General features: G+C 61.5%; 31 protein-coding genes. 19 read left to right on the forward strand and 12 right to left on the reverse strand.

From position 1 onward, the window contains the following. The first annotated feature begins 122 nt into the window (after window positions 1–122). Window positions 123–293 carry a YdcH family protein gene (locus WNE31_RS08375; RefSeq protein WP_349979281.1) on the forward strand — a complete coding sequence of 57 codons (171 nt, stop codon included), beginning with the start codon at window positions 123–125 and terminating at the stop codon, window positions 291–293. Here WNE31_RS08375 and yddG read toward each other — a convergent pair. Together yddG and WNE31_RS08385 are read right to left on the reverse strand one after the other, a co-directional pair. Continuing rightward, window positions 290–1,153, reverse strand: a complete 864-nt coding sequence (gene yddG, locus WNE31_RS08380; RefSeq protein WP_349979282.1) for an aromatic amino acid exporter YddG — start codon at window positions 1,151–1,153, stop codon at window positions 290–292. The two genes, WNE31_RS08375 and yddG, sit on opposite strands and share 4 nt — an antisense overlap. Beyond that, complete coding sequence (locus tag WNE31_RS08385) at window positions 1,150–2,100, reverse strand: transcriptional regulator GcvA (RefSeq protein ID WP_349979283.1); 951 nt, start codon at window positions 2,098–2,100, stop codon at window positions 1,150–1,152. Before WNE31_RS08385 ends, yddG begins: the two co-directional genes overlap by 4 nt. Before the next feature lie 109 nt (window positions 2,101–2,209). Between WNE31_RS08385 and WNE31_RS08390 the strand changes: the two genes are divergently transcribed. Both WNE31_RS08390 and WNE31_RS08395 read left to right on the forward strand, forming a co-directional pair. Then, entirely contained in the window at window positions 2,210–2,368 is a 159-nt protein-coding gene (locus WNE31_RS08390) for a hypothetical protein (RefSeq protein WP_349979284.1), read from the forward strand. Window positions 2,369–2,650: 282 nt separating this feature from the next. Next, on the forward strand, window positions 2,651–4,024 hold the full coding sequence (locus WNE31_RS08395; RefSeq protein WP_349979285.1) for an aspartate aminotransferase family protein: 1,374 nt from the start codon (window positions 2,651–2,653) through the stop codon (window positions 4,022–4,024). A 26-nt stretch (window positions 4,025–4,050) separates the two neighbouring features. Here WNE31_RS08395 and WNE31_RS08400 read toward each other — a convergent pair whose 3' ends face one another. The 4 genes from WNE31_RS08400 to WNE31_RS08415 all read right to left on the reverse strand — a co-directional run bounded on the left by WNE31_RS08400 (window position 4,051) and on the right by WNE31_RS08415 (window position 8,338). Further along, entirely contained in the window at window positions 4,051–5,127 is a 1,077-nt protein-coding gene (locus WNE31_RS08400; RefSeq protein ID WP_349979286.1) for a hypothetical protein, read from the reverse strand. Window positions 5,128–5,247: 120 nt separating this feature from the next. Further along, entirely contained in the window at window positions 5,248–5,973 is a 726-nt protein-coding gene (gene phbB / locus WNE31_RS08405; protein WP_349979287.1) for an acetoacetyl-CoA reductase, read from the reverse strand. A gap of 196 nt (window positions 5,974–6,169) precedes the next feature. Further along, complete coding sequence (locus tag WNE31_RS08410) at window positions 6,170–7,345, reverse strand: acetyl-CoA C-acetyltransferase (protein WP_349979288.1); 1,176 nt, start codon at window positions 7,343–7,345, stop codon at window positions 6,170–6,172. A gap of 150 nt (window positions 7,346–7,495) precedes the next feature. After that, on the reverse strand, window positions 7,496–8,338 hold the full coding sequence (locus WNE31_RS08415) for an EAL domain-containing protein (protein WP_349979289.1): 843 nt from the start codon (window positions 8,336–8,338) through the stop codon (window positions 7,496–7,498). Between the two features lie 99 nt (window positions 8,339–8,437). Here WNE31_RS08415 and WNE31_RS08420 point away from each other — a divergent pair, with 99 nt between their 5' ends. Beyond that, window positions 8,438–9,019 (forward strand): DNA-3-methyladenine glycosylase I, encoded by a 582-nt coding sequence (locus tag WNE31_RS08420; protein ID WP_349979290.1) that lies wholly within the window; start codon window positions 8,438–8,440, stop codon window positions 9,017–9,019. Window positions 9,020–9,037: 18 nt separating this feature from the next. Here WNE31_RS08420 and WNE31_RS08425 read toward each other — a convergent pair whose 3' ends face one another. After that, a complete protein-coding gene (locus tag WNE31_RS08425) occupies window positions 9,038–9,967 on the reverse strand; it encodes a sterol desaturase family protein (RefSeq protein ID WP_349979291.1) in 930 nt (309 codons plus the stop codon). Continuing rightward, window positions 9,964–10,353, reverse strand: a complete 390-nt coding sequence (locus WNE31_RS08430; RefSeq protein WP_349979292.1) for a hypothetical protein — start codon at window positions 10,351–10,353, stop codon at window positions 9,964–9,966. Before WNE31_RS08430 ends, WNE31_RS08425 begins: the two co-directional genes overlap by 4 nt. Before the next feature lie 235 nt (window positions 10,354–10,588). Here WNE31_RS08430 and WNE31_RS08435 point away from each other — a divergent pair, with 235 nt between their 5' ends. Beyond that, on the forward strand, window positions 10,589–11,749 hold the full coding sequence (locus WNE31_RS08435) for an aromatic ring-hydroxylating oxygenase subunit alpha (RefSeq protein ID WP_349979293.1): 1,161 nt from the start codon (window positions 10,589–10,591) through the stop codon (window positions 11,747–11,749). Then, window positions 11,746–11,961, forward strand: coding sequence for a hypothetical protein (locus WNE31_RS08440; protein WP_349979294.1), 216 nt, complete (start codon window positions 11,746–11,748; stop codon window positions 11,959–11,961). The genes WNE31_RS08435 and WNE31_RS08440 overlap by 4 nt, the downstream gene beginning before the upstream one ends. A 17-nt stretch (window positions 11,962–11,978) precedes the next feature. Here the strand turns inward: WNE31_RS08440 and WNE31_RS08445 are convergent, their stop codons facing one another. Next, a complete protein-coding gene (locus WNE31_RS08445; RefSeq protein ID WP_463407425.1) occupies window positions 11,979–12,581 on the reverse strand; it encodes a TlpA disulfide reductase family protein in 603 nt (200 codons plus the stop codon). A gap of 28 nt (window positions 12,582–12,609) precedes the next feature. On the opposite strand from WNE31_RS08445, the gene argH reads away from it, so the two are divergent. From argH to WNE31_RS08475, 6 genes are all read left to right on the forward strand, one after another. Further along, on the forward strand, window positions 12,610–14,001 hold the full coding sequence (gene argH, locus WNE31_RS08450) for an argininosuccinate lyase (protein WP_349979296.1): 1,392 nt from the start codon (window positions 12,610–12,612) through the stop codon (window positions 13,999–14,001). Further along, the gene (locus WNE31_RS08455) at window positions 13,998–14,192 is read left to right on the forward strand and encodes a hypothetical protein (RefSeq protein ID WP_349979297.1); all 195 of its coding nucleotides are present in this window, start codon (window positions 13,998–14,000) and stop codon (window positions 14,190–14,192) included. Before argH ends, WNE31_RS08455 begins: the two co-directional genes overlap by 4 nt. Before the next feature lie 43 nt (window positions 14,193–14,235). Next, on the forward strand, window positions 14,236–14,373 hold the full coding sequence (locus WNE31_RS08460) for a hypothetical protein (RefSeq protein ID WP_349979298.1): 138 nt from the start codon (window positions 14,236–14,238) through the stop codon (window positions 14,371–14,373). After that, a complete protein-coding gene (locus WNE31_RS08465; protein ID WP_349979299.1) occupies window positions 14,373–14,519 on the forward strand; it encodes a hypothetical protein in 147 nt (48 codons plus the stop codon). Before WNE31_RS08460 ends, WNE31_RS08465 begins: the two co-directional genes overlap by 1 nt. A gap of 72 nt (window positions 14,520–14,591) precedes the next feature. Further along, window positions 14,592–14,789: a hypothetical protein gene (locus tag WNE31_RS08470; RefSeq protein ID WP_349979300.1), complete on the forward strand. Its 198-nt coding sequence runs from the start codon at window positions 14,592–14,594 to the stop codon at window positions 14,787–14,789. Window positions 14,790–14,918: 129 nt separating this feature from the next. Beyond that, complete coding sequence (locus tag WNE31_RS08475) at window positions 14,919–15,236, forward strand: DUF2834 domain-containing protein (protein ID WP_349979301.1); 318 nt, start codon at window positions 14,919–14,921, stop codon at window positions 15,234–15,236. A gap of 46 nt (window positions 15,237–15,282) precedes the next feature. Here WNE31_RS08475 and WNE31_RS08480 read toward each other — a convergent pair whose 3' ends face one another. Next, window positions 15,283–15,660, reverse strand: coding sequence for a glycine zipper family protein (locus tag WNE31_RS08480; protein ID WP_349979302.1), 378 nt, complete (start codon window positions 15,658–15,660; stop codon window positions 15,283–15,285). Between the two features lie 27 nt (window positions 15,661–15,687). Next, window positions 15,688–16,080 carry a hypothetical protein gene (locus WNE31_RS08485; RefSeq protein ID WP_349979303.1) on the reverse strand — a complete coding sequence of 131 codons (393 nt, stop codon included), beginning with the start codon at window positions 16,078–16,080 and terminating at the stop codon, window positions 15,688–15,690. Window positions 16,081–16,207: 127 nt separating this feature from the next. On the opposite strand from WNE31_RS08485, the gene WNE31_RS08490 reads away from it, so the two are divergent. The 3 genes from WNE31_RS08490 (at window position 16,208) to WNE31_RS08500 (ending at window position 20,768) form a co-directional block, all read left to right on the forward strand. Beyond that, a complete protein-coding gene (locus WNE31_RS08490) occupies window positions 16,208–16,810 on the forward strand; it encodes a TetR/AcrR family transcriptional regulator (RefSeq protein WP_349979304.1) in 603 nt (200 codons plus the stop codon). 88 nt (window positions 16,811–16,898) lie between these two features. Continuing rightward, window positions 16,899–18,164 (forward strand): diaminopimelate decarboxylase, encoded by a 1,266-nt coding sequence (gene lysA, locus WNE31_RS08495; protein ID WP_349979305.1) that lies wholly within the window; start codon window positions 16,899–16,901, stop codon window positions 18,162–18,164. 33 nt (window positions 18,165–18,197) lie between these two features. Continuing rightward, the gene (locus WNE31_RS08500; RefSeq protein WP_349979306.1) at window positions 18,198–20,768 is read left to right on the forward strand and encodes a TIGR02302 family protein; all 2,571 of its coding nucleotides are present in this window, start codon (window positions 18,198–18,200) and stop codon (window positions 20,766–20,768) included. Between the two features lie 19 nt (window positions 20,769–20,787). Here the strand turns inward: WNE31_RS08500 and WNE31_RS08505 are convergent, their stop codons facing one another. Next, entirely contained in the window at window positions 20,788–22,059 is a 1,272-nt protein-coding gene (locus WNE31_RS08505; RefSeq protein ID WP_349979307.1) for a zinc-ribbon domain-containing protein, read from the reverse strand. 150 nt (window positions 22,060–22,209) lie between these two features. On the opposite strand from WNE31_RS08505, the gene WNE31_RS08510 reads away from it, so the two are divergent. The 4 genes from WNE31_RS08510 to WNE31_RS08525 are packed head-to-tail and all read left to right on the forward strand — an operon-like array spanning window position 22,210 to window position 25,121. Then, window positions 22,210–22,887, forward strand: a complete 678-nt coding sequence (locus WNE31_RS08510; RefSeq protein ID WP_349979308.1) for a cell division ATP-binding protein FtsE — start codon at window positions 22,210–22,212, stop codon at window positions 22,885–22,887. Beyond that, complete coding sequence (locus tag WNE31_RS08515; RefSeq protein ID WP_349979309.1) at window positions 22,884–23,789, forward strand: cell division protein FtsX; 906 nt, start codon at window positions 22,884–22,886, stop codon at window positions 23,787–23,789. Before WNE31_RS08510 ends, WNE31_RS08515 begins: the two co-directional genes overlap by 4 nt. After that, window positions 23,789–24,529 carry a lysophospholipid acyltransferase family protein gene (locus tag WNE31_RS08520; RefSeq protein ID WP_349979310.1) on the forward strand — a complete coding sequence of 247 codons (741 nt, stop codon included), beginning with the start codon at window positions 23,789–23,791 and terminating at the stop codon, window positions 24,527–24,529. Before WNE31_RS08515 ends, WNE31_RS08520 begins: the two co-directional genes overlap by 1 nt. Continuing rightward, the gene (locus tag WNE31_RS08525) at window positions 24,516–25,121 is read left to right on the forward strand and encodes a pyridoxamine 5'-phosphate oxidase family protein (protein WP_349979311.1); all 606 of its coding nucleotides are present in this window, start codon (window positions 24,516–24,518) and stop codon (window positions 25,119–25,121) included. The genes WNE31_RS08520 and WNE31_RS08525 overlap by 14 nt, the downstream gene beginning before the upstream one ends. The last annotated feature ends 47 nt before the right edge of the window (window positions 25,122–25,168 follow it).

Raw genomic sequence — 25,168 nt, forward strand, 5'->3', positions numbered from 1 at the left:
TGCATTTTCGATATGCATTATACGCAAAGTGCTGCCGATTTGTTGCGGATGCAGCGTGACAGATAGGTAAAAGTGTGCTGCACTGTCATCGTTGTTTTGCAAATCTTGAGAGGAGGACTGCCATGAGCGTGAGCTCGCATCTGGAAGAACTGAAACGGAAACACGAAGCCCTCTCCGAGCAGGTCGAAGCCGAACAAAGGGCACCGGGGTCGAGCGATTTCGACATTGCCGAAATGAAGAAGCAGAAACTCAAGCTCAAGGAAGAGATCGAACGCCTGTCCGTAACGGTCTAGGCTTTCAGGCTGGCGCGCGCGGCAATTACCGCGCCGCCCGTGATCAAGAGTGTTGCCGCCCCCAGCATCCAGCTCGGGTCGGCAATTCCGACCAAGACCAGAACGAGGGTCGACAAGAGGGGCGCCGCATAGGATGTCGTTCCCAACAGTTGAATGTCGCCGCGTTTCACTCCGATATCCCAGACATAAAAGGCCAGTCCAACCGGCCCAAGGCCAAGGGCCAATGCGGACCCCCAGCCTATGGCGCCGACCGGCCACACGGTGTCTTCGAACATCAGATGGGTCAGCGCGGACAGGATCGCCGTGGCCACGCAGAACACGGCCACGGTCTCTGTTGGGGCGTCGCCGATCTTGCGCGACAGGACTGAATAGCCAGACCATGTCAGCGCGCAGAGAAAGGCGAGGATGTAGCCGGGCAATGCTGCGGCGTTGAAGCCGGTGCCGCCGCCCTGGATAATCAGCGCGGCACCGCAGAACCCGCACAGGGCCCCGATCAGGTGCCCTTTTTTCAATTTCTCTCCGGGCAAAAGACCCGAGAACAGCACGATCAGCAGAGGCCAGAGATAGGCGATCAGGCCCGCTTCGGCGGCGGGGGCAAGGCGCAGGGCGCTGAAATACAGCGCGTGATAGCCGAAAAGACCAAGTGTGCCAAAGGCATAGACCTTCCAACTGATACTGCGCAGAATCGCGAACCCGCCTGTGCGCGCCGTCCAGACAAGGCCGATTGCGCCGCCGATGGTAAAGCAGATCGCGTTCAGCAACAGTGGCGGCGTTGGTGCCGTGCCCACGGTAAACAGCGCCAGCAGGGCCCAGAGTAGAACAGCGACGAATCCGATGGCCGTGGCGCGGGTGCGGGTCATGGTAGGGGAATGTCCTCAATCGGAGTGATGGTCAGGGCTTGTGTGACAGAGGCGAGTTTGGCGACTTCGTCAAGGATCCATTGTCTGAAAGCGGCAATATGCGGGCGGTTTTCCTCGCCTTCGCGGCAGAGAAACCGGAATCTGGCCTGCAAACCGATAGCCTGCGGGAAGGGCGCAACGAGGCGACCCTCTTTCAGGTCTTTCACCACAAGGGCGCGGCGGCCCAGCACCACACCGGCCCCGGCAAGGGCCGCATCCACGGCGTGATCGGCGCCTGTGAAACGGGGGCCGTGGGTGGCATCAATGTCGAGGTCCATCAGGCGAAACCACGTTGCCCAGTCCCCCTTTGGGTTCAGAAAATTTATTGAATCATCGTGTATCAGGGTCGCGTCACGCAGGCTTGCAGGCGTGGGAAACCGCTCGGCCATTTCCGGCAGCATGACCGGCATTACCCATTCCTGTTCAAGGGGCAGGGACCAAAGACCGGGATCCTGTTTGTCGTGCCCGAACCGTATCGCGACATCGACCTCGTCGCGGCCGAAATCTAGATTGTGCAGCGTTGCCGAAAAGCGCAGGTCGATATCGGGATGCGCCCGCACGAATTCAAAAAAGCGCGGGGCCAGCCATTTGGCGGTGAAGGCAGGGCCAGCGGTCACCATCAGCGTTGTTTCATTGGCCATACGCTGTGCCGAGCGCCACGCGGAATTGAGGGTCTGGAACCCGTCGGCGACGCCGGGGGCCAGGGCGCGACCGGCCTCGGTGAGTTCGACGGCGCGGTTCAGGCGGCGGAATACGGGCGTGCCGAGATGGTCCTCAAGTGACTTGATCTGGAAGGACAGCGCGGCCGGCGTGACATGCAATTCTTCGGCGGCCTTGGCAAAGGACATGTGGCGGGCGGCGGCCTCGAAGGCACGCAGGGCGGTAAGCGGGGGCAGACGATCAGACATGTCACTTAAGTACAGCTTAACTGAAGCCTTGAAAAGTCTCGTTTGTCGCCAGCGAGGTCAGGGCGCATATTGGGGACAGTTCAAAGATACTTACCCAATGAGGCCCGATATGATCGAAACTGCCCAAACCGCCCGCATCGAACAAGCCTTTCGTGATGCCCACGCCGAACGCGCCAAGGCCTTTGCCGGCCTGTTTTCTTGGCTGTTCAAACCCCGAACTGCCCCGCTGAACCAACCGGTTCTTACGGAGCCTTCCCGCTGTGCCTGACGCTTCGGCACTTACGGGATCAGAGGGGCCGTACCCGCGTGGTACGGCCCTTTTTGTCTGTTTTGTACAAAATTTTTCGCGGCGCTGACCGGTTTGTACTTCGATTTTTGCCGCCAATTCGTTAATCAGGTCTTACCTTGGCAATAAAGGCATTGCGCGCTGCTGTCAGGGATGAGCGGAGCCTGCCCGCTTGGACCCGTGGCCCAGATGGCCCGGCTTGCGTGCACCCGGCTCCAGTCATGAACCCAAAGGCGGCGCGCCGCCGTGACCAAGAGGTGAGCCATGCTCCGAAACGATCAACTTGACGCGTGGGACCGCGACAATTTCTTTCACCCTTCCACCCATCTGGCCGAGTTTGCACGGGGCAACCTGCCCCAGCGGGTCGTGACCGGCGGGTCGGGCTGTCATATCGAGGACCGCGACGGCACCCGTTTGCTGGATGCGTTCGCGGGTCTTTATTGCGTGAATGTCGGCTATGGCCGCCCCGAGATCGCCGAGGCGATTGCGGATCAGGCGCGCGAGCTGGCCTATTACCATTCCTATGTGGGTCACGGCACCGAGGCGTCGATCACGCTGGCCAAAATGATTCTGGACCGCGCACCCGACAACATGTCCAAGGTCTATTTCGGGCTGTCGGGGTCGGATGCGAACGAGACCAATATCAAGCTGGTCTGGTACATGAACAACATTCTGGGCCGCCCCGAGAAAAAGAAGATCATCTCGCGCTGGCGGGGGTATCACGGGTCGGGGGTGATGACCGGATCGCTGACCGGGCTTGAACTGTTCCACAACAAGTTCGACCTGCCGCTGGCACAGGTGATTCATACCGACGCGCCCTATTATTTCCGCCGCGATGTGGCCGAGATGAGCGAGGCGCAATTCGTGGCCGCCTGTGTGGCGTCGCTGGAAGAGCTGATAGCGCGGGAAGGGGCCGACACGATTGCCGCCTTTATCGGAGAGCCCGCTTTGGGCACGGGCGGGATCGTGCCGCCGCCCGCAGGGTACTGGCAGGCGATTCAGGCTGTGCTGGACAAGCACGATATCCTGCTGATTGCCGACGAGGTCGTGACCGGTTTCGGCCGCCTTGGCACCATGTTCGGCTCGGATCATTACGGGATGCGCCCCGACATCATCACCATCGCCAAGGGGCTGACCTCGGCCTATGCGCCGCTGTCGGGCTCGATTGTCTCGGACAAGGTCTGGGCCGTTCTGGAGCAGGGCACCGATGAAAACGGGCCGATCGGCCACGGCTGGACCTATTCCGCGCACCCGATCGGGGCGGCGGCCGGGGTGGCGAACCTCAAGCTGCTGGATGACCTCAAGCTGTTGCAGAATGCGGGCGAGGTGGGGACCTATCTCAACCGGACCATGGCCGAGGCTCTGGCCGATCATCCGCATGTGGGCGAAGTGCGCGGCGAAGGGCTGTTGTGCGCGGTCGAGTTCGTGGCTGACAAGGAAACGCGCGCGTTCTTTGACGCATCACAAAAGGTCGGTCCGCAACTGGCCGCGGCGATGCTGGAAGGGGACAGCGTGATCGCACGGGCGATGCCGCAGGGCGATATCCTTGGCTTTGCGCCGCCCTTCTGTCTGACTCGTGACGAGGCGGACCAGGTGGTGGCGGCCACCGTGCGCGCCGTGAAAACGGTTCTCGGCTGACGCGGGTGTGAACAGGGCGGGTCCGGTCAGAACGTGTATTTCACGGCGAACTGGACCCGCTCGGCGTTGAATGATGCGCCATTGCCCTGTTTGCGGTCAGCGGTGAAATATTCGAGCATCATCGTCGTGTTGTGCCCGACATCATAAAACGCCGACAGGTGCAGGGATGTCAGGCTTTCCGTGTCTGTGCCGGTGGCGCGGTCCACATCGACCCAGCTTCCTGTGGCGGCAAGTTTCAGACGATCGGTGACCTGATGGGCATAGGTCAGGCCAACCGCGTTGGTGTCGACGGCGTTGCCACCAATGGACAGCGCGTTGCCCGAGAGGCCCGCGGCCAGAATGTCGCCGATGCCTTCGCCGGTGGTATAGTTCAGCTTGACCGTGCCATTGGCCCAAGGGGTGAGCAAGGACGATAGCATCACGCCCCAGCCTTCGACCCGCGATCCCGCAATGGTGGTGTCCCGTGTCAGGGCCGAGGCGCGCACCATGCCTGAGTTGAACCCGTAGCGCGCGGCAAAGGTCAGCATGTAATCGTCGCTGTTGCTAACGTCTTCCTCGACCGAGGCCGAAAGCGTGGTGTTGGGCAGGCCGCGATAGGTATAGCGGAGCTGCGGCACGCGCGCGAAGGGCACGGCGCCCGAACCCTGAAAGTCGACCGTGTCGGCCAGCGTTTCCACCGTCATGAAGTTGGTCCAGGTCTGGCCCAGCGTGACCCCGTACCAGTCGATATAGGCGTGACGCCAGCGGGGGCTGGTGCTTGCGCCATAGAAATCGCCTTCGAGCTTGGCAAAGAAATCGTTCGGCCCGTTGAAGTTCAATCCGATACGGGTCTCATCAAGCTGCTGGCGGTCAAAATCCCCTGCCGCGGGGCCACCGGGCAGGCCGATGGCGTTGATCCCCGAGGTGGTGCGGCCCAGATCATAGCCATTGTCCCAGATGAAATCCGCCTTGATGAAGCCATAAAGCGTGACGGAATAGCCGCCGCCAAGGTTCAGGGTCAGGGGGACGCTGTCTTCGGCGGCCACGGGGGCTGCGAGGCAGGCAGAGGCGGTCACGAGAAGTGCGGCCTTTGTCCGTTTGAATGTGCAAGCCTGTCGTGTCATGTCCGGGACTCCTCTGCGCGTGACCTTTGTGGGTCAGCCTAGGCCCGGACGGGGACTGCGGCAAAGAAAAAAGACCGCCCAGGATAGGGCGGCCTTTGAGGGTTTGGTGTGGCGGTGTTCTTAGACGAAGAACTGCGCGCCGTTTGCCGAGATGGTCGAACCCGAGATGAAGCCCGCGTCGTCCGATGCCAGGAAGACCACGCAGCGCGCGATTTCTTCCGGCTCGCCCAGACGGCCTACGGGGATCTGCGGGATGATGGCTTCGTTCAGAACCTTCTCGGGGATCGCGCGGACCATTTCGGTGCCGATATAGCCGGGGCAGACCGCGTTGGCGGTGATGCCGGCGCGGGCGCCTTCCTGAGCCAGCGACTTGATGATGCCCAGATCACCGGCTTTGGTGGCGGCATAGTTCACCTGAGCGAACTGGCCTTTCTGGCCGTTGATCGACGAGATCACGATGACGCGGCCGAACTTGCGCTCGCGCATGCCGGGCCAGATCGGGTGAATGGTGTTGAACACGCCGGTCAGGTTGGTGTCGATGACTTCCTGCCATTGCTGCGGGGTCATTTTGTGGAAGGGGGCGTCACGGGTGATGCCGGCGTTGGCCACAACCACTTCGATCGGGCCCAGCTCTTCTTCGACCTTGGCGATGCCGGCGGCGGACGATTCGTAGTCGCCGACGTTCCACTTGTAGGTCTTGATGCCGGTTTCCTCGGTGAACTTTGCGGCAGCTTCGTCGTTGCCTGCATATGTGGCGGCAACGGTGTAACCTTCAGCTTGCAGTTGCTTCGAAATCGCTTCGCCGATACCGCGCGAACCGCCGGTTACGAGTGCTACTCTTCCCATGGTCTTTCTCCAGTCTGGTGTAGGTCTTCAGGTAATTCTGTTACGCAGAAAATGCCGCATGTGCAATATTGTTGCGCGTATATTTTGCCGCATCGCAGCTTTTTCTGGCAAATCGGTGTGAAATAAACATGTTACTGTTACGCAAAAGGGCGCCGTTCAGGGGCGCCCTTTCAACACTCAAGGTTTCAAGGCGCGATTAGGGGCGCTCAAGGCACATGGCCACGCCCATGCCGCCACCGATGCAGAGGGTGGCAAGACCCTTCTTGGCGTCGCGACGCTTCATCTCGAACAGCAGGGTGTTCAGGATGCGTGCGCCCGAGGCGCCGATCGGGTGACCGATGGCGATGGCGCCGCCGTTCACGTTCACGATCGCCGGATCCCAGCCCATGTCCTTGTTCACGGCGCAGGCTTGTGCCGCGAAGGCTTCGTTGGCTTCCACGAGGTCCAGATCGTCAACCGACCAGCCTGCCTTGTCCAGCGCCTTGCGCGAGGCGTAGATCGGGCCAACGCCCATGATCGACGGGTCCAGACCGGCGGTGGCGTAAGACGCGATGCGGGCCAGCGGCTCGATCCCGCGCTTTTCGGCTTCGTCTGCGGTCATCAGCAGGGCACCGGCGGCACCGTCGTTCAGGCCCGAGGCGTTCGCCGCGGTGACCGAGCCGTCCTTGGTGAAGGCGGGGCGCAGTTTCTGCATGGCTTCCATGGTGGCGCCGTGACGGATGTATTCGTCGCTGTCGACCACGATGTCACCCTTGCGGGTTTTCACGGTGAAGGGGGTGATTTCGTCAGCGAACTTGCCGGCCTTCTGGGCGGCTTCGGCCTTGTTCTGCGAGGCTACGGCGAATTCGTCCTGCATGTCGCGCGAAATCTGCCATTGCTCGGCCACGTTTTCGGCAGTCTGACCCATGTGATAGCCGTTGAAGGCGTCCCACAGACCGTCGCGGATCATCGAGTCGATATACTTGACGTCACCCATTTTAGTGCCGGCGCGCAGGTGCGCGACGTGGGGCGACAGGGTCATGTTTTCCTGACCACCGGCAGCCACGATGGCCGCGTCGCCCAGTTGGATGTGCTGGGCGGCAAGGGCCACGGCGCGCAGACCCGACCCACAGACCTGGTTGATGCCCCAGGCGGCGGATTCCTTGGCGAAGCCGGCATTGATGTGGGCCTGACGGGCGGGGTTCTGACCCTGACCACCGGTCAGAACCTGACCCAGAATGGTTTCCGACACGTCCGATGCGTCCACGCCTGCACGCTCGACCAGGGCTTTGAGCATGGTCGCGCCAAGGTCATGCGCGGGGGTATTGGCAAAAGAGCCGCCGAAGCTGCCGACGGCGGTACGGGCTGCCGAGGCAATCACTACGTTGGTCATATGGGTATCCTCTATCAAATGACTGAGCGAAAGGTACATGAACCCTGTCATGATTCCACGACAGGGTCACGCCTTCTTGTCGCGTTCCTTACAGGATTCGCCGCATTGCGGCAACGGACAGCATGTCTCAGGCGAAAGGATGTTTCGTCGTTACGCGGCGTTCCGGTTCTTTTTGGTCTTATCCCAAGGCGGCGAAATCGACGGCGCGCCGAAAAGGAACCCTTGCAAGCAATCGAAGCCCAGATCGCGCAGAACCTCGGCGTCTTTGGGCGTTTCGACCCGGCTGGCCACGGTGTAAATGTCGAATTGGCCGCCGAGATAGGCGATCGAACGGGCGATGATCTGGTTCTCGGCGTCGGCTTGGATGTTTTTGGTGAACTGCCCATCCAGTTTCAGGATGTCGAAGAAGAAATCCTTGAAGACGCGGAACGAAGTCATCTCGGCGCCATAGTCATCAAGGGCAAAGGACACGCCCTGTAATTGCAGGTCTTCCATGAAGTCGGCAACGATCTCGGGAACGTGGTTGAGCGAGCTTTCCGAAATTTCGAGGATCAACCGGTCGGCGATTCCGGGCCAGCGTTTCAGGGCGCGGCGAAAGCTGGTCATCCAGCGGCTGTACCCGATTGACCGCCCCGACATGTTGATCGACAGGCGCAGCGTTGGCTGCGTGCCAAGCGCGTGCATCCCCAGTTCCAGCGCGAGACAGTCCAACTGGCGCCCAAGGTCTGTATGGGCCACTGCGCCCATGAAATCCTTGGCCGGAATGATCCGTCCTGTTTCATCCAGAACCCGGATCAAGCCCTCGTAAAAAACCGGTTTGGTGGGGTTCTGGGCGCTGACCACGGGCTGATAGGCGAGGCGCACCTGTTTATGGGCAATCGCCGCCCTGACCATATCCATCGTGGTGCCGTCGCGCGCATGAACGGCCGAGTCCAGCGGGCTGGTTTGTCCTTCGGGGACATGGGCAAAACGGTCCTTTCTTTTGCGGCGCATGGGCAAGCTCCTGTGGCGGTCCGTGCCAGAATGTTGCCTAATGTCTGAAGGCGGGCTTAATGCACGCATTTGACTAAACTTTGCAGGATCGGGGCGCAGATGGGCGAAAGATGCGGATGGGCGGGGCCGGAACGGATCTATCAGGACTATCACGACACCGAATGGGGCGTGCCCGAATATGACAGCCGCGCCCTATGGGAAAAGCTGATCCTGGACGGGTTTCAGGCAGGGCTGAGCTGGATCACGATCCTGAAGAAGCGCGAGAATTTTCGCGAGGTGTTTCAGGGGTTTGAACCCAATATAATCGCGGAGTGGGGCGAAGAAGAGGTGCAGCGCCTGTTAGGCAATGCCGGCATTATCCGCCATCGCGGCAAGATCGAGGCCACCATCGGAAATGCGCGTGCCTGGCAGGAGATCGAGGCCCGCGAGGGGTTCAGCCACTTCATGTGGCGCTATGTGAATTTCGAACCACTGCAGAATCGGTGGGAGACGCTGGCCGAGGTGCCCGCGCAGACCGCTTTATCGCAACAAGTTTCCAAAGATTTGAAGAAACAAGGATTCCGATTCTGCGGGCCGACCATCGTCTATGCGTGGATGCAGGCCTGCGGGTTGATCAACGATCATCTTGTCAACTGCCCTTGCCATGATCGCGTGGCGGGGCTGGTACGCCCCTTCCCCTGAAAGTCGTTGACCGCGCAACTAGCGAAACCCCGGCGTGCCCCGTTTCTCGGGGAAATGCTCCAGATGCTTGGCCTTGATCCGGTCTGATCCGTCGCGGCTGCCGTCATGGCTCCAGCCCGGGGGCGCCACGGCATACATAAGGCGTTCGCGCAGTGTCAGGCCGCGCTGCGTCACGTCGCGGAAAATGCCGACCCATTCGTGAAAGGCCACGCGCAGCGGGTTGAAGGTGCCAAGGTTGTGGACAAGGCCGTAATCCACCTTTTCGTCGTCCTGTTCGGGGACGAATGTACCGAACATCTTGTCCCAGATGATGAAGACGCCCGCATAGTTGCAGTCAAGATAGCGCGGGTTGCGGCCATGGTGGGCGCGGTGGTGGCTGGGCGTGTTCATGATCGCCTCGAACCAGCGCGGCATCCGGCCGATGGCCTCGGTGTGGATCCAGAATTGATAGATCAGGTTCAAGCCGCCGCAAAACAAAACCAGCGCGGGGTGGAACCCCATCAGGATCAGCGGCGCGCGCACCACCATCATGAAGGTGAACGTATAGGTCCATGTCTGGCGCAGCGCGGTGGTGAGGTTGTAATGCTGGCTTGAATGGTGGTTCACATGGCTGGCCCAGACCCAGCGGATGCGGTGTCCGAAGCGATGCACCCAGTAATAGCGCAGGTCATCCAGCACGAAGCAAAGCAACACCACCCACCAGCTTGACCCGAGGTCGAAGGGCGTGATCTCCCACAGCACCATGAAAAAGCCCCAGGCGACAAAGCCAAGCGCGATACCGCTGGCGACATTGCCCGCCCCCATGATCAGCGAGGTCAGCGCGTCGCGGGTTTCATAGCGTCCACCCCTGCCAGAAAGCCGGATCCAGAAGAATTCGATCAGGATGGCGGCGATGAAAAACGGCACAGCCAGCGAGACAACATCGGGATAGGTCAGGGTGTCAGTCATGAACGCTCCAGAAGGTGTTTCCAATAGGGCAGGTCAAGATCAGAGAGATGCAGCACCGCGTGGGGTGCGGAAAAATCGTGGAAGCGCACCTCAAGCCCGCCGTCTATGTCCATCAGGTCAAAATCCGCTAGCGGGCGCGCCACCGTGTCGGCGCCCATGCACCAGACCAGCCCGTCGCCCTGTTCCGTGCGCACAAAGGCCACGCGGTTATCGCGGTCGATATGGGTCTCGATCGGCGGCATCTCGGGAAATTCGCGCAACCACGCGGCATTGGCGTCCGCGACCCCATCAAACCGGCGCGGCGCGGTCAGGCCCGACAGGTGCAGCAGGATGGCAATGCCCGCGATGCCCAGCACGACAAGCGGTATCAGAATGGTCAACGGCACATGAACTCTCCCTGCCGATAATTTAGGCGCAGGCCGGGGTAGGTTGTCAAAGGTGGCGTTGGGTCAAGCGCGCTGGGCGTTACGGGATGCGGCATGTCGCCCCGAAATTCGCGGATGTCGCTGTTGGCTTAGTCCCAAGGGGCGTGGCCTGCCTATGATTCCCGCACCCGTGGCGGGATCATTGCGAGTCGCCCGGGGGGGTAAAGGACTTCAACACATTACAAGGACCGCCACGATGACGCAGCCGAGGACCGATCTGACCAATGTGCGCACCAGTGTCGACAAGGCCAACGGGCTGCCCAATCCGCATTATGTCGACCCAGCCGTCTATGAAGAGGAAAAGCATGCGCTTCTGTTTACGCAATGGGCGGGGCTGGCGGTGGCGGCGGACGTGCCCGAGCCGGGCGATGCCAAGCCGCTGACTTTCCTGGGCCAGCCCTTGCTGCTGATCCGTGACAAGGATGGCGATGTGCGTGTGTTCGACAATATCTGCCGGCACCGCGGCATGATTCTTGTCGAGGAGCCGCGCAAGATCGAGGGCGCGATCCGCTGCCCCTATCACTCGTGGTGTTATTCCACCAAAGGCAAGTTGGTTTCGACCCCGCATGTGGGCGGACCGGGCCAGAACACCCACGACGCCATTGTGCGTGATGATCTTGGCCTGATCGAGGTGCGCAGCCATATCTGGCGCGATGTGGTCTGGATTAATCTGGACGGGCAGGCACCCGCCTTTGAAGAGGCCATGGCCGACGTGATCGACCGCTGGAAAGAGTTCGAACTGCCACTTTATCACGGGGGCGCGGACAGCCGGTTCGAGTTGCAGGTCAAGACGAACTGGAAGCTGGCGGTCGAGAATTACTGCGAGAGCTATCACCTGCCGTGGGTGCATCCGGGTCTGAACAGCTATTCCCGACTGGAAGATCACTACAACATCGAAAGCTATGGCCAGTATTCAGGGCAGGGCACGAACGTGTACCGGCAGCTCAAGAATGAAAACGGCGACACTTTCCCCGATTTCCCCGAGGTAGGGGCCAAGTGGGGCGAACAGGCCGAGTATATCGCGGTCTATCCCAATGTTCTGTTGGGGGTGCAGCGCGACCATGCCTTTGCCATCATCCTCGAACCCAAAAGCACCGAGGAAACGGTCGAGCATATCCACCTTTACTATGCGGCCCCGCAGACGGACCAGTCGCTGCGCGCCACCAACACGCAGATGTGGAAGACGGTGTTCGAGGAAGACATTTTCGTGGTCGAGGGCATGCAGAAAGGACGTCATGTCGCGGGGTTTGACGGGGGCCGGTTCTCGCCCGTGATGGACAGCCCGACCCATTGCTTCCACGATTGGGTGGCGGGCAAGGTCCAGAGCTATCGCGAAGGCCGGATCGCGGCGGAATGAACACCCGACTGGATGCCCGCATGATCGCCGCGCACGAGGCCGGGGATCAGGCGGCATTGGTCGCACTATATACCGAGGCTGCAGAGGCGGCGGGTGATGTGGATGCGCATTGTTTCTTTCTGACCCATGCCTATGTGTTCGCGCTAGAGGCGGGAGCGCCGGAAGCGGCAGAGTTGCACGCGCGCCTCAAAAAGCTGGGGCGGGAAGAGTAACCTCTTCCCGGGTCCGGTCAGTTCATGGCGGGCCCTTCGATCACCGCTTTCAGAATCGCCTTGGCGTTGTCGCTGGCCCAATCCGCATCGCCGGTCAGGCGGGCGATTTCGTTGCCGTTCTTGTCGATCAGGGCGGTGACAGGCAGGCCGAGCACGGCCATGTCGCGCGCGACCGCGCTGTTCGGATCGCGGTGAAGGGGCAGGTTGTCAACGCCGATCTCTTCAAAGAATTTCTTCATCGCGGGCGGGGCGTTGCGCCCCGTGGCCAGCGTTACGACCTGAAAATCATCGCCGCCAAATTCGCGCTGCAACTCGGCAAGCATCGGCATTTCCTTGCGGCAGGGCGCGCACCATGTGGCCCAGAAGTTCAATAGCACATACTGGCCCTGATACTCTGCCAGTGACAGGGTGCTGCCATCCTCGGCCTCGAAGGTCTTTGTGGAAACGGGGCGCAGTTCGGGATGGAAATTCAGCTTCTTCATGTCACCGCCGCGCATCGCGGCCACGGCGGTAGTATCCACAGACCCGCCAGTCGTGGCAGGGTCGCGCAGGGCAACAAACGCGACAGCTGCAATTGCACAGAGGGCAACGCCCATGTAAACCAGCGCGGACTTCGACATATTTCTCATTCCCTCCGAAGGGCAGACCATGACCAAAGATACCTCGAACCAGATGTGGGGCGGCCGCTTTGCCGCCGGACCGGACGCGATCATGGAGGCGATCAACGCCTCGATCGGGTACGATCAGCGGATGGCAGCCCAGGACATCACCGGCTCTCGGGCCCATGCGGCGATGCTCGCCAAGTCGGGCATCATCACAGATAGCGACGCCGAGGCCATTCGGGAAGGGCTGCTCACCGTCTTGTCAGAGATTGAAACGGGAAATTTCGCCTTCTCGACCGCGCTTGAAGACATTCACATGAATGTCGAAGCGCGCCTGAAAGAGATCATCGGCGAACCGGCGGGGCGTCTGCACACAGGTCGCAGCCGCAATGACCAGGTGGCAACCGATTTCAAACTCTGGGTGCGTGACCAGATCGACGCCGCCATTTCGGGGATCGAGGCGCTGATCCGTGCGCTTCTGGCGCAGGCCGAGGCGGGGGCCGAGTGGGTCATGCCGGGCTTTACCCACCTTCAGACCGCCCAGCCGGTGACATGGGGCCACCACATGATGGCTTATGTCGAGATGTTTGCCCGCGACAAAAGCCGATTTGAGGACGCCCGTCGCCGGATGAATGAGTCGCCTTTGGGTGCCGCCGCGCTGGCCGGCACGTCGTTCCCGATTGACCGCCATATGACGGCAGAGGCGCTGGGTTTTGACCGCCCCGCCGCGAATTCGCTGGATGCGGTGTCGGATCGGGATTTCGCGCTGGAGTTCCTCGCCGCGTCGTCGATCTGTGCCATGCACCTGTCGCGCTTTGCCGAAGAACTTGTGATCTGGTCCTCGGCGCAGTTCCGGTTTGTGACGCTTTCGGATCGGTTCTCGACCGGGTCCAGCATCATGCCGCAGAAAAAGAACCCTGATGCGGCCGAGTTGATCCGCGCCAAGATCGGGCGGATTTTCGGGGCCAACACCGCGCTGCTGATGGTGATGAAGGGCCTGCCGCTGGCCTATTCCAAGGACATGCAAGAAGACAAGGAACAGGTCTTTGACGCCGCTGACAACCTGATGCTGGCGCTGGCGGCGATGGAAGGCATGGTCAAGGACATGAGCGCCAACCGCGACAGTCTTGAGGCGGCGGCGGGCAGCGGGTTCTCGACTGCGACCGATCTGGCCGACTGGTTGGTGCGGGCGCTGAACATGCCGTTCCGCGATGCACATCATGTCACCGGATCTCTGGTGGCCATGGCCGAGTCGCGGGGATGTGATTTGCCGGATCTTACGCTGGAAGATATGCAAACGGTACATGACGCCATCACGGCGGATGTGTTTGATGTGCTAGGCGTCCATAACTCGGTCGCCTCGCGCGTGTCGTATGGCGGGACTGCGCCCGTGCGTGTGCGCGAGCAGGTTGCCCGCTGGAAAGAGGTTCTGGGATGAAACGTCTTCTGTTGCTTGGCAGTGTCGTCGCCCTGACCGGGTGCGATCCGGCCGCCGGCAGCAGAGCGAACGCTACCGTTTCGCCCAACATACCCCCTGCGCCGACCGGCACAGGAGTCAGTGTCAGCGGGTCCGCCCGCGTGGGCGTGACCTATTCCAGCGATACCGGCACCCGCGTTGTCTCGCCCTGAGACACCCCTATATCAAGCATGACGTTCCAGGAAAGGATCGGACATGAAGAAGGTTTTGATCGTGGTGAGCGCCCTTGCCCTTCTGGCAGGATGTGATCCGAACGCCCCGACCTATGGGGGCACCTATTATGCGCCTGCCCACAGCTGTAGTGGCGGCGCCGATTGTGGAGGAAGACGGTAATGCGCTGGATGTTCCTGGCTGCAAGCATGGCGGTTCTGGCGGCCTGCCAAAGCACGACCAACAATGACTGGGAGAACCCCAATCGCCCCGGCTATAGCAATAGCGGCATGTGCATGGGCGGCGCCAATTGCGGCTGGGGTCGTTGAGCGACCGGAACAGGGTTTGCTGGGCAGACGGGATCGGTTAGGCTGATCCCAGTAATCACGGAGTGAGTCCCCATGCGTATTCTGAGTGCCCTGATCCTGACCGCCCTGATCGCCGGATGCGGCGCGGACGGAGAACCCTGGGCGCCTTCGATGAACGCCAATATCGGCATTTCGAGCGGCGGGGTGTACACCTCGGCCAATGTCGGGGTCAGTAAGGGGCCCGTGTCGATCTCGGTCGGTCGGGGCTGCAGCACCCACGGCTGTTGGTAAGGCCAAAGGGTATGTTGGACCGAGAGGCGCGGCGAGCGCCTCTTTTTTTATGCGCGGGGCCTGCTAGATGTCGTCAATACAGGCGCGGTGCTGTTCAGGGCACCCGCGATGGGAACGGAAAGGACGGGCATGTCGGTCTTGCGCATGATTTATCTGGGGCTTGCCATTTGGGGTGCCATTCACCCGATGAGTTACTTTTTGCCGTGGATCTTTGAAAACGGCCTCGACCTTGGCGGGCTGGTCGCCGAGTGGAAGGTCAGCGGGCCGGTCACGGGGCTTTATTGGGATCTGGTGATTGCGGCGATTGCCCTGACCGTGTGGATCGTGGCCGAGGTCGCGGTGCGACGGAACTGGAGCGCGCTGATCGCCATTCCGGCCACGTTCTGCATCGGCGTCAGTTGTGGCTTGCCGTTGTACCTGTTCCTGCGCAGTCGTCCGGTTGACTAAACGTGGCGGCCCGCAAGCCGCCACGAAGTATCTTTGACATTGTGGATCAGCCCACAACGGGATGACCCTTGTCGCGCATACATTGCACGACAATGGCCTTGAGGCTGTCGCGCAAGTCCTTTTCCGCGGCCAAACCGCCGCCGATCATGCCTGCGAGGGCACCTGCGGCCAAACCTTCAGCGTTGCTGACCCCGTCATCGGCAAGACCAACCACCGCCCCAAGCACCGCGCCCTTGGCCAGTGTTGTGCGGGTGTCGGGCGACATCACGGGCTGGCTTTGGGCAAGGTTTTGGCAAGATTGCAGGTCGCTGTCATAGGTCGGGCCAGATTTGCCGCTGACAATTGGGTGATGAGAGGCACCGGTGCCGCTGCAGGCGGACAGGGCCAGCATCAGGGCGGGCAAGAGACAGGCAATACGTTTCATCGGGAAAACTCCTTTGGGCAGGCCGGGTCAAAAATGGCCAAGCGCGGCATGGGACAGGTGGATGACATAGGCCGCCAGCATGGCGACAAGGATTTCAATCAGGCCAAGGGTCAGCGGGATCGGATCGGGGGACACGGGGAACACGTGCCCGAGGTCGAGAAAAATCACGAAAATATAGCCCCAGCCCACCGTGATCGCCGCCCAGGCCGCCGGTTTACGGTGCCGGCGCAGCCCGATCGCCGCCAGGATGGCGACAAGGGCCAATCCGATCAGGAAGGCGTTGAAGCCCCAGAACACGGCCCCCCCAAGCCCGCTGAAATCACGCGTTTCGATGGGGCCACCGGGCACCAGCGTGGCAAAGCTGACCACAAGTACGAACAGCAGATCTCCGGCTGTTTTCATCTGTTTTGAAGAGGTCATTTTGAAGTCTCTCATTTTTAATGACTGATGGGTCATTTATCTGGGGTGATTTTTAATGACCGTCAAGTCATAAAAAAATTGATCATTACTAACCGTCGGGATATGCAGGTCAAAATGGAGGTTTCAGATGCCCAAAATCGTAGATCGTGCGGCGATGAAGGCGCGAATCATCGAGGCGGCGATGACGGCGTTCCAGCGCCACGGATACGTGTCGGCCAAGATGACCGACATCGCCGAAGAGGCCGGGTTGGCCAAGGGCACGCTGTATCTCTATTTCAAACGCAAAGAGGATCTGACCCGTGCCCTTGTTGACGCATTCTTCGCGCATTGGGAGGCGGCGCTGTCCGAGATGCCCGCGCCCGAAAAGGTGGAAGATTTTGCCGCGCAGTTGAGATACTCATCCCTGCCTGACGGGCAGAGCCAGCGCGAGGTGCGGATGTTTTTCGAAATCCTCGGTTCCAGCACCGGATCGGAAGACTTGCTGATCGCGGTTGCGCAGTTTCAGGATCGGCTGGGGCGGTTCTATGCAGAAAAGTTGGATGCGCTGGCCGAAAAGGGCAAGTTGCGCGCGGGGCTGGACACCGCGGCGACAGGGCGCGCCCTTGCGGCGATGTTTGACGGGTTGGTGCTGCATCGGTCCTTGTTCCTGACAGACAGTGCGCGCTACGTGGTCATAGTGGATCAGGCGATCGGGGCGATCCTGTCGGGAATACTGGCAGAAGCGGTCTAATTTTCCACCCTACGACCTGTCGGCGATTGAACGCGGGGCGCGGGCTGGATATGACGGGCGCGGAGAGCTGACAGGAAGGGAGCTGGCCATGGACCATTTTCTTTATCGCGAGGGGCAGTTGTTTGCCGAGGACGTGCCCGTGGCCGAGATCGCGGCAGAGGTCGGCACGCCGTTCTATTGCTATTCCACCGCCACGCTGGAACGTCACTTCCGGCTGTTCGACGAGGCGCTGGACGGGATGGACCATCTTGTCTGTTATGCCATGAAGGCGGCTAGCAATCAGGCCATTCTCAAGACACTGGCGGCGCTGGGCGCGGGCATGGATGTGGTGTCGGGCGGTGAATATGCACGGGCTATCGCTGCAGGTGTGCCGGGGAACCGCATCGTGTTTTCCGGGGTGGGCAAAACCGCCGATGAAATTCGCACGGCCCTGACCGGCGGTATTCGCCAGTTCAACGTGGAATCCGAGCCGGAAATGGCCGTGATCGACGCGGTTGCGCAGGAATTGGGCGTGGTGGCCCCGATTACCGTGCGGGTGAACCCCGATGTGGATGCCAAGACCCATGCCAAAATCGCCACTGGCAAATCCGAGAACAAGTTCGGCATTCCAATCAGCCGTGCCAAAGAGGTCTATGCCCACGCCGCCAGCCTGCCGGGCCTGAAGGTGATCGGGATAGACGTGCATATCGGCAGCCAGTTGACTGAGCTTGAACCGTTCCGTCTGGCCTATGAAAAGGTCGCTGCCCTGACCGAAGAGTTGCGCGCCGACGGGCACGAGATTTCGCGGCTTGATCTGGGGGGCGGTCTTGGCATCCCCTACACGCGCTCGAACGAGGCCCCGCCGTTGCCGATGGAATATGGCCAATTGATCAAGGACACGCTGGGTCATCTGGGCTGCGAGATCGAGATCGAACCCGGTCGCCTGATCGCCGGGAATGCGGGTATCATGGTCAGCAAGGTGATCTATGTGAAACAGGGCGAAGACCGCGAATTCATGATCGTGGACGGTGCGATGAATGACCTGATCCGTCCCGCCATGTACGAGGCGCATCACGACATTGTCGCGGTAGTCGAACCCGAGGCCGGTGTCGAAAAAGCCCGCTATGATATCGTAGGACCAGTCTGTGAAACCGGTGACACATTTGCCAAATCCCGCGATATGGAACCCGTGAAAGCGGGCGATTTGATCGCATTCCGCAGTGCCGGGGCCTATGGCGCGGTGATGGCCAGCGAATACAATTCGCGCCCTCTGATCCCAGAGGTTCTGGTGAAAGGGGATCAATTCGCGGTTATCCGCCGACGTCCGACCTTGGACGAAATGATAAACCGAGATACCATTCCTGAATGGCTGTAGGGCAATCCCGCCCTGCGCCCTTGGGATATGGGCATGGGTACACCGACGACCGATCCTGATCGCGTGCTGAAACGTCTGGCCCTCGTGCTGGCCCTGACGCGGCTTGGTATGGTGGCCGAGTCGCTGGGTCGGAGCTTCTGGCCCCTGTGGTCGCTGGCTTTTTCCGTGCTGGCCGCGGTGATGCTGGGCGTTCACGAAACGCTGGGGCTCGAGGTGATCTGGACCCTCGCCGTGGTGTTGGGGGCGGGCGCGCTGGCGCTTCTGGTGCGTGGAATCCGGCGATTCCACATGCCGACCGCGCAAGAGGCGTTTGACCGGCTCGATACAACCCTGCCCGGGCGGCCCTTGCACGCGCTGCGCGACCAATCGGTCGTGGGGGCGACGGATGCGGGTACTCAGGCCCTGTGGCAAGCCCATCAGGCGCGTATGGCCGAAACCGCAGGCACAGCACGCCCCGTTCAGCCGGATTTGCGGCTGCAACGGCTGGATCCTTTCGGCCTGCGCCACATTGCGCTGCTGGCCTTGGCGGTTAGCCTTTTGTTCGGATCTGCCGCGCGTGTGGCCAGCCTTGGAGAATTACAAACCAGCGGGGCAGGCGCGGTCGCTGGTCCGAGCTGGGAAGGCTGGATCGAACCGCCCGCCTATACCGGAAAACCCGCGCTTTATCTTGCCGACCAGCCGGAAGGACCGTTGATGCTGCCGCAAGGAAGCCGTGTTCTGGTCCGTCTTTACGGAGAGGTCGGCGCGCTGACCCTGTCGGAAACGGTCTCTGGCCGAACCGAGGATGTGCCAAGTGCCGCCGCGCCCGAACAGGATTTTTCTGTCACGCAGTCGGGTGCCTTGTCGATTGAGGGACCGAACGGGCGTAGTTGGGATGTGGCGATGATTCCCGACAAGGCCCCGCAGGTGATCCTGACCGGCGTGCCCGAAGTGTCGGGGCGGGGAGAGATGTCTTTGCCGTTTTCGGCGTCAGATGATTACGAAGTCGTCCAGGGCAGCGCGACCATCTCGCTGGACCTTGACGCGTTGCCACGCCGCTATGGCCTGAAACTGGCGCCCGAGATGACCGACCCGCTGACCGTGGCCCTGCCGATGCCGATCACCGGAGATCGCGACAGTTTCGAAGAGGTTCTCATCGAAGATTTCTCGGACCATGTCTGGGCGCATCTGCCGGTGCGGATTGCGCTGAATGTCGAGGATGCCAAGGGCCTGTCGGGGCAATCGGCGGTGCTTGAAACCGCGCTGCCGGCCCGTCGGTTTTTCGATCCGCTGGCCGCCGCCGTGATCGAGATGCGGCGCGACCTGTTGTGGAATCGCGACAATGCAGGGCGGGTGGCCCAGTTGATGCGGGCGGTATCGCACCGCCCGGAAGAAGGTATTTTTGACAGCGAAACCAGTTATCTACGGTTCCGCATGATCCTGCGGCGGCTGGAAAACATGGCGCCTTACGGGCTGACCGATGTGCAACGGGACGAATTGGCCGAGGCTCTCTGGGATCTGGCGATGATGCTGGAAGAGGGCGACCTGGGCGATGCACTGGAGCGGATGGAGCGGGCGCGGGACCGGCTGGCCGAGGCGATGAAAAATGGGGCCAGCGACGAGGAAATCGCTCGTCTTATGCAGGAGTTGCGCGAGGCCACCCAAGATTACCTGCGCGAACTGGCGCGGCGCAACATGGAAGACGGTGATCCCTCGGAAGGTCAGCAGCAGCTGTCCGACAACATGATGCAGATGAACCAGGACGATCTGCAGCGCATGATGGACCGGATTCAGGAGTTAATGGAACAGGGCCGCATGGCGGAGGCGATGCAGGCCTTGGAAGAATTCCAACGGATGATGGAAAACATGCGCGTCACGCAGGGCGGCGGCGGAGAGGGCGAACAGTCGCCCGGCCAGCAGGCGATGGAAGGTCTGGCCGAAACGCTGCGCGATCAGCAGGGTCTGTCGGACGAGGCGTTCCGCGAATTGCAGGAACAGTTTAACCCGGATGCGAATACCGGCCAGTCGCAGGGAAATCAGGGCTATAGCGGTGGCGACGGGCGCGGTCAGGCCCATGACGGCACCGGTCAGGGCTCGGGGCAAGAGGGTCAGGATGGCCAGAGCGGCCAGACCCCCGGTGAAGGCACGCTGGCGGACCGGCAACAGGCGCTGCGCCAACAGCTTGAGAACCTGCAGGGCCAGATGCCCGGGCGCGGCACCCCCGAAGGTGACGCAGCTGCCGAGGCGTTGGGGGATGCCGGCGAGGCGATGGACCGCGCCGAGGACGCCCTGCGCGGGAACGATCTGCCGGGGGCGATTGACGAACAGGCACAGGCGATGGAAGCCCTTCGCGAAGGGATGCGCAATCTGGGCGAGGCCATGGCCGAGCAACAGCAGGGTCAGGGCCAGCAGGGCAATGAACAGGCGCGTGGCAATTCTGCCGATCCCCTGGGCCGGTCGCGCGGATCACGCGGACCTGCGGGCACGGAAGAGGGGCTGTTGCAGGGCGAGGATGTCTATCGCGAGGCGCGCGAACTTCTGGACGAAATACGCCGCCGCGCCGGAGAGGCGGACCGCCCCGAGCTTGAACGCAACTATCTGAAAAGGTTGCTGGACCGGTTCTAGACCCAGTTGCGGCAGAGGCTTAGTTGCCGTCTGGTGAACTGTTGCTTTGCAGGGCCAGCATCATTTCGGTGATCCGCGTATCCAGCCAGACACGGGCGTCGTTCACGCCGTCCATGTAGGATTCGACATAGGGCGCCGCCTGCGGGACGCTGGCGGTGATCTGCTGGTTATAAAGATAGACAAGGATCCCTGCCACCGCGAGCAACAGCATCAGGCTGAACCCCAACCGGAAGCCGCTGCGGCGTTTGCGTTCGGCATAGGCGCCGGGTTCTTCGCTATCGCGATAATCATGCCTGTCCGAGGCGCGCAAGGACGAGTTTATTTCTTCGATATCAGGCAACAGGTCACGCCGTGACGTGTGCAGGTCGACGGTAGGGTCGGGGGCGGGTTCAACGGGATCCGGGTTTTCTTCGGCCGACAACCCACGAATGCGGCGCATCCGTGCGCGGGCTTCCTGCGCGCGCCGTGCATTGTCATCCATGGGTGGCGCGGTGTCGGGCGCATTCAGGCCAAGATCAGGCTGGGTTTCGATCCCCTGTTCGCGCTCCCGTGCACGTACCTGTGCTTCGTGTTCGGCCTCTTGGCGCAGGATTTCCGTGACCGCCGGATCAAGCGTCTTGCGGCGCGGCTCGGGAATGTCCTCTTCCGGTATATCCAGATCATCGTCGACGAGACCGGGTTCGGGCGCGACATCTACGTCTTCTTGATCGGCCGCCTCCGTCTCGTCCAAGTCGCGATCTTCGTCTTGGTCGTCCGCCGTTTCCGGAGCCGTGTCTGTAGGCGTATCCTCTTCAGACATGGCGATGGCCTGACCAATCGCCGCGTCCAGTTCCAGATCGTCGGGGATGTTCTCGTCGTCTTCCTCCTCGAACCGTTCGAGGGTTTCAGGTGCGCCATCCTCGGGGTCGGGCAGGGCGTCCTGATCGGTCCATGCCGTGTCGATCGTGTCGTCCTCGGGGGCGGCGCGGTCCTCTTCCGCGTCTTCTGAGATGTCGGTGACAGAGCCCGAGAAACCAATAGAGGGTGGCTGAACCTCCTCTTCGTCATCCGACCCGGGCACTTCCGGCGCGATTTCGGTGTCGGGGTGATCCGCCTCGTCGGGGTCCTCGGGGCTCCAGCCCTCGTCCGGGAGCGCGCCGCCAAGGTCTTCGGTCAGGGCGGTGTCGACTTCGGGGGGCGGTTGAAACCAGGTGTGGCCGCAATTGGAACACTGCACGTCCCGCCCGGCCTGCGGAATGACGTCGTCCGGCACCTCGTATTGCGCGCCGCAATTTGGGCAACTTAGCCGCATGTTTTCCCCTCGGTGTCCCTGACCCTGCTTATTTCAGGTTAGCATATGGTGTAACATTCGACCTTGAAAGTGCAAAGCCTTGCCACAGCGGATTGAATCCCGCCCGATGCTCGGGCACAACAGGGCAAACCGGCAGAGAGGGCACAGGTTTTGATCGAATTGGACAATACGGCCTATAGCTATGGCGGTGGCGAATTGCTGAGCAATATCTCGTTGAAGCTCGCCCCGGGATCGTTCCATTTCCTGACCGGCCCGTCCGGATCGGGCAAGACCACCTTTCTGAAATTGTGCTATGGCGCGCTTGTGCCAACCTCGGGTCATGTGCGGCTGTTCGATCAGGACGTGCGCGAGATGGATCGCGATGATCACGCCATGGCCCGTCGCCGGATCGGGGTGGTGCATCAGGATTGCCAGTTTCTGGACCATCTGCCGATTGCCGACAACGTGGCGCTGCCCCTGATGGTGTCGGGGCGCGAGACCCTGGAAAACCATTCCAACCTCAAAGAACTGATGCATTGGGTGGGGTTGGGCAACCGCGCCAGCGCCCTGCCGCCAGAATTGTCCGGTGGGGAACGCCAGCGAGCGGCCCTCGCGCGGGCGGTCATCATGTCGCCGGACGTGGTGCTGGCCGATGAACCCACGGGCAATGTCGACTGGGAAATGTCGCAGCGTCTTTTGCAGTTGCTGATCGAGTTGAACAAGATGGGCAAGACGATCATGATCGCGACCCATGATCTGAACCTGATCCGGGCGGCCAAGTCCAAGGTGCAGGCGCGCGTGCTGCGGATCGCCAACCGCAAGCTTCAATTGGCGGGGGCGGACCTATGAGAGTGATCCCGCGTTTCCTGAATGACCTGATCGTGGGCGATGTTCAGGCCGACCGCGTGGTTCCGCCCTCGGGATTTACCGCGCGGCTGACCACCTTTGCGGCGGGGGCGATGGCGTTTCTCGCGGTGTTTGCGCTGGCGCTGTCGCTGGCCTCGGGGCGTCTGGCGACACGCTGGGGCGATGAGCTGGCACACAGTTCGACCCTGCGGATTTCTGCGCCCGAAGGTCAGATGGCAGACCAGACTGCCGCGGCGCTGCGGCTCTTGCTGACCACACCGGGTATCGAGGCCGCGCGCGCCCTCAGTGACGAAGAACAGCGCGCGTTGCTGGAACCGTGGTTCGGGCCGGACCTGCCGGTCGAGGATCTGCCGGTTCCGCAGTTGATCGAAATTCAGGAAACCCAAGAAGGCTATGATGCCGCCGGGTTGCGTCTGCGGCTACAAGCCGAGGTGCCGGGCGCAGTTCTGGATGATCACAACCGCTGGCGGCGTCCGCTGGAGCAGGCGGCGGGGCGATTGCGGCTGCTGGGCTGGGTGTCGATCCTGCTGATTGCCGCGACCACTGCGACGATTATCACGCTTGCGGCGAACGCGGCGCTGGCGGCCAATGCGCAGGTGATCGCGGTACTGCGCCTTGTCGGCGCACGCGACAGCTATATCGCGCAGGCCTTCGTGCGCCGTTTTACCCTGCGGGCGCTGCTTGGGGCGGCCGTGGGCGTGGTTGTGGGGTTGGGGGCGGTGCTGCTCTTGCCCGCAGCGCAGGCCGAGGGCGGCTTTCTGACGGGTCTCGGATTTCAGGGGGGCGGCTGGCTGTGGCCGGTGCTGATCCCGCCGCTTGCCGGACTTGTCGCCTATTTCGCCACCGGCCATGCCGCGCGGCGCACTTTGTCGGAGCTTGACTGATGCGAAACGTGATTCAGTGGATCCTGTCGATCATTTACGTCGTGCAGAATGCCGTGATGATGCTGGCGATGGGAATTCTGTTCTTTCCCTGGGCGTTGGTGTCGCCCAAAGGGGCGATGACCGCCTGCAACACCTATGCAACCTGGGCGATCTGGACCGCGCGCTGGATCGTCGGTATCCGGTCCGAAGTGCGTGGTACAGTGCCCTCGGGCGCGGTTCTGGTGCCGGCCAAGCACCAGTCTTTCCTGGATATCATGATGATCTTCAAGGCGGTGCCGCAGCCCCGTTTCATCATGAAATACGAATTGCTGTTTACCCCGATCATCGGTGTCTATGCATGGCGTCTGGGCTGTGTGCCGGTGCGCCGGGGCAAACGCGGTGCCGCGATCAAGTCGATGCTGGCCGATGTCGAAAGCGGGCGCGTCCCGCCGGGACAGCTGGTTATCTATCCGCAGGGCACCCGGGTGCCGGTGGGCGACTACCGCCCCTACAAGGTGGGTCCCTACGTGCTTTACAAGGAAACGGGCCAGAAAGCGGTGCCCGTTGCCACCAATGCCGGCATGTTCTGGCCCAAGGGCACCATGTTGCGCACGCCGGGTCTGGCCGTGGTCGAGTTTCTGGATCCAATCGAGCAGGGCGCCGATCAGAAGACCTTTATGGCGGAACTTGAACGCGTGATCGAGGACCGTTCGAATGCCTTGATGCGCGAAGCGGGGTTTGATCCGGATGCAGTGGGTTGAGGATATTGCCGAGCTCGAGTCGCTTTATGGCGCCCCGGGTTCGCCTTCATTGCGCAAGGTGGCGCAGAAGCTGACGCCGCTTTATCGCGCGTGGATCATGCGGTCGCGATTCTGCATCGTGTCGACGGTGGGGCCCGAAGGTACCGATGGCAGCCCGCGCGGGGATGATGGCCCCGTGGTTGTTGAGCTGGACGATCAGACGCTGGCCATGCCGGACTGGCGCGGCAACAACCGGATGGACACGCTGCGCAATATCGTGGCGGACGGTCGGATTTCCCTGCTGTTCATGGTGCCGGGATCAAACACGGTGGTGCGTGTGAATGGATTTGCGCGCGTGACGGTGGATGATGACATGCGTCAGCGTTTCGAGGTGCTGGGCAAACACCCGCGATCTGTCATCGTGATCCGGATTGGCGAGATTTACACCCAATGCGCCCGCGCACCGATGCGGGCAGGGCTTTGGACGTCCGGTGATCAAAGCGCAGGCTTGCCCACGGCGGGTGAGGTTCTGGCCGAGCAGACACAGGGTGAAGAAGGCGGCCAACCTTATGATGATGCGTGGCTTGCGCGTGCGCGGCAGACGATGTGGTGAGGAAAATCCTCTGGATGACTTGGCACAAAAAAGGGCGGCTCCGGGGC

This window comes from Shimia fortis, from assembly GCF_040225985.1.
GTDB lineage: Bacteria > Pseudomonadota > Alphaproteobacteria > Rhodobacterales > Rhodobacteraceae > Shimia.

Bases quoted from the DNA above. Each gene is read 5' to 3' on its own strand.
- WNE31_RS08515 (WP_349979309.1), top strand. From the start codon at position 22,884: ATGAGAGTGATCCCGCGTTTCCTGAATGACCTGATCGTGGGCGATGTT.
- argH (WP_349979296.1), top strand. From the start codon at position 12,610: ATGACCAAAGATACCTCGAACCAGATGTGGGGCGGCCGCTTTGCCGCC.
- WNE31_RS08395 (WP_349979285.1), top strand. From the start codon at position 2,651: ATGCTCCGAAACGATCAACTTGACGCGTGGGACCGCGACAATTTCTTT.
- WNE31_RS08480 (WP_349979302.1), bottom strand. From the start codon at position 15,660: ATGAAACGTATTGCCTGTCTCTTGCCCGCCCTGATGCTGGCCCTGTCC.
- WNE31_RS08435 (WP_349979293.1), top strand. From the start codon at position 10,589: ATGACGCAGCCGAGGACCGATCTGACCAATGTGCGCACCAGTGTCGAC.
- WNE31_RS08420 (WP_349979290.1), top strand. From the start codon at position 8,438: ATGGGCGAAAGATGCGGATGGGCGGGGCCGGAACGGATCTATCAGGAC.
- WNE31_RS08520 (WP_349979310.1), top strand. From the start codon at position 23,789: ATGCGAAACGTGATTCAGTGGATCCTGTCGATCATTTACGTCGTGCAG.
- WNE31_RS08425 (WP_349979291.1), bottom strand. From the start codon at position 9,967: ATGACTGACACCCTGACCTATCCCGATGTTGTCTCGCTGGCTGTGCCG.
- WNE31_RS08440 (WP_349979294.1), top strand. From the start codon at position 11,746: ATGAACACCCGACTGGATGCCCGCATGATCGCCGCGCACGAGGCCGGG.
- WNE31_RS08490 (WP_349979304.1), top strand. From the start codon at position 16,208: ATGCCCAAAATCGTAGATCGTGCGGCGATGAAGGCGCGAATCATCGAG.
- WNE31_RS08505 (WP_349979307.1), bottom strand. From the start codon at position 22,059: ATGCGGCTAAGTTGCCCAAATTGCGGCGCGCAATACGAGGTGCCGGAC.
- phbB (WP_349979287.1), bottom strand. From the start codon at position 5,973: ATGGGAAGAGTAGCACTCGTAACCGGCGGTTCGCGCGGTATCGGCGAA.
- WNE31_RS08375 (WP_349979281.1), top strand. From the start codon at position 123: ATGAGCGTGAGCTCGCATCTGGAAGAACTGAAACGGAAACACGAAGCC.
- WNE31_RS08385 (WP_349979283.1), bottom strand. From the start codon at position 2,100: ATGTCTGATCGTCTGCCCCCGCTTACCGCCCTGCGTGCCTTCGAGGCC.
- WNE31_RS08475 (WP_349979301.1), top strand. From the start codon at position 14,919: ATGTCGGTCTTGCGCATGATTTATCTGGGGCTTGCCATTTGGGGTGCC.
- WNE31_RS08500 (WP_349979306.1), top strand. From the start codon at position 18,198: ATGGGTACACCGACGACCGATCCTGATCGCGTGCTGAAACGTCTGGCC.
- WNE31_RS08465 (WP_349979299.1), top strand. From the start codon at position 14,373: ATGCGCTGGATGTTCCTGGCTGCAAGCATGGCGGTTCTGGCGGCCTGC.
- WNE31_RS08410 (WP_349979288.1), bottom strand. From the start codon at position 7,345: ATGACCAACGTAGTGATTGCCTCGGCAGCCCGTACCGCCGTCGGCAGC.
- WNE31_RS08460 (WP_349979298.1), top strand. From the start codon at position 14,236: ATGAAGAAGGTTTTGATCGTGGTGAGCGCCCTTGCCCTTCTGGCAGGA.
- WNE31_RS08455 (WP_349979297.1), top strand. From the start codon at position 13,998: ATGAAACGTCTTCTGTTGCTTGGCAGTGTCGTCGCCCTGACCGGGTGC.
- WNE31_RS08470 (WP_349979300.1), top strand. From the start codon at position 14,592: ATGCGTATTCTGAGTGCCCTGATCCTGACCGCCCTGATCGCCGGATGC.
- WNE31_RS08485 (WP_349979303.1), bottom strand. From the start codon at position 16,080: ATGACCTCTTCAAAACAGATGAAAACAGCCGGAGATCTGCTGTTCGTA.
- yddG (WP_349979282.1), bottom strand. From the start codon at position 1,153: ATGACCCGCACCCGCGCCACGGCCATCGGATTCGTCGCTGTTCTACTC.
- lysA (WP_349979305.1), top strand. From the start codon at position 16,899: ATGGACCATTTTCTTTATCGCGAGGGGCAGTTGTTTGCCGAGGACGTG.
- WNE31_RS08415 (WP_349979289.1), bottom strand. From the start codon at position 8,338: ATGCGCCGCAAAAGAAAGGACCGTTTTGCCCATGTCCCCGAAGGACAA.
- WNE31_RS08400 (WP_349979286.1), bottom strand. From the start codon at position 5,127: ATGACACGACAGGCTTGCACATTCAAACGGACAAAGGCCGCACTTCTC.
- WNE31_RS08525 (WP_349979311.1), top strand. From the start codon at position 24,516: ATGCAGTGGGTTGAGGATATTGCCGAGCTCGAGTCGCTTTATGGCGCC.
- WNE31_RS08445 (WP_463407425.1), bottom strand. From the start codon at position 12,581: ATGTCGAAGTCCGCGCTGGTTTACATGGGCGTTGCCCTCTGTGCAATT.
- WNE31_RS08390 (WP_349979284.1), top strand. From the start codon at position 2,210: ATGATCGAAACTGCCCAAACCGCCCGCATCGAACAAGCCTTTCGTGAT.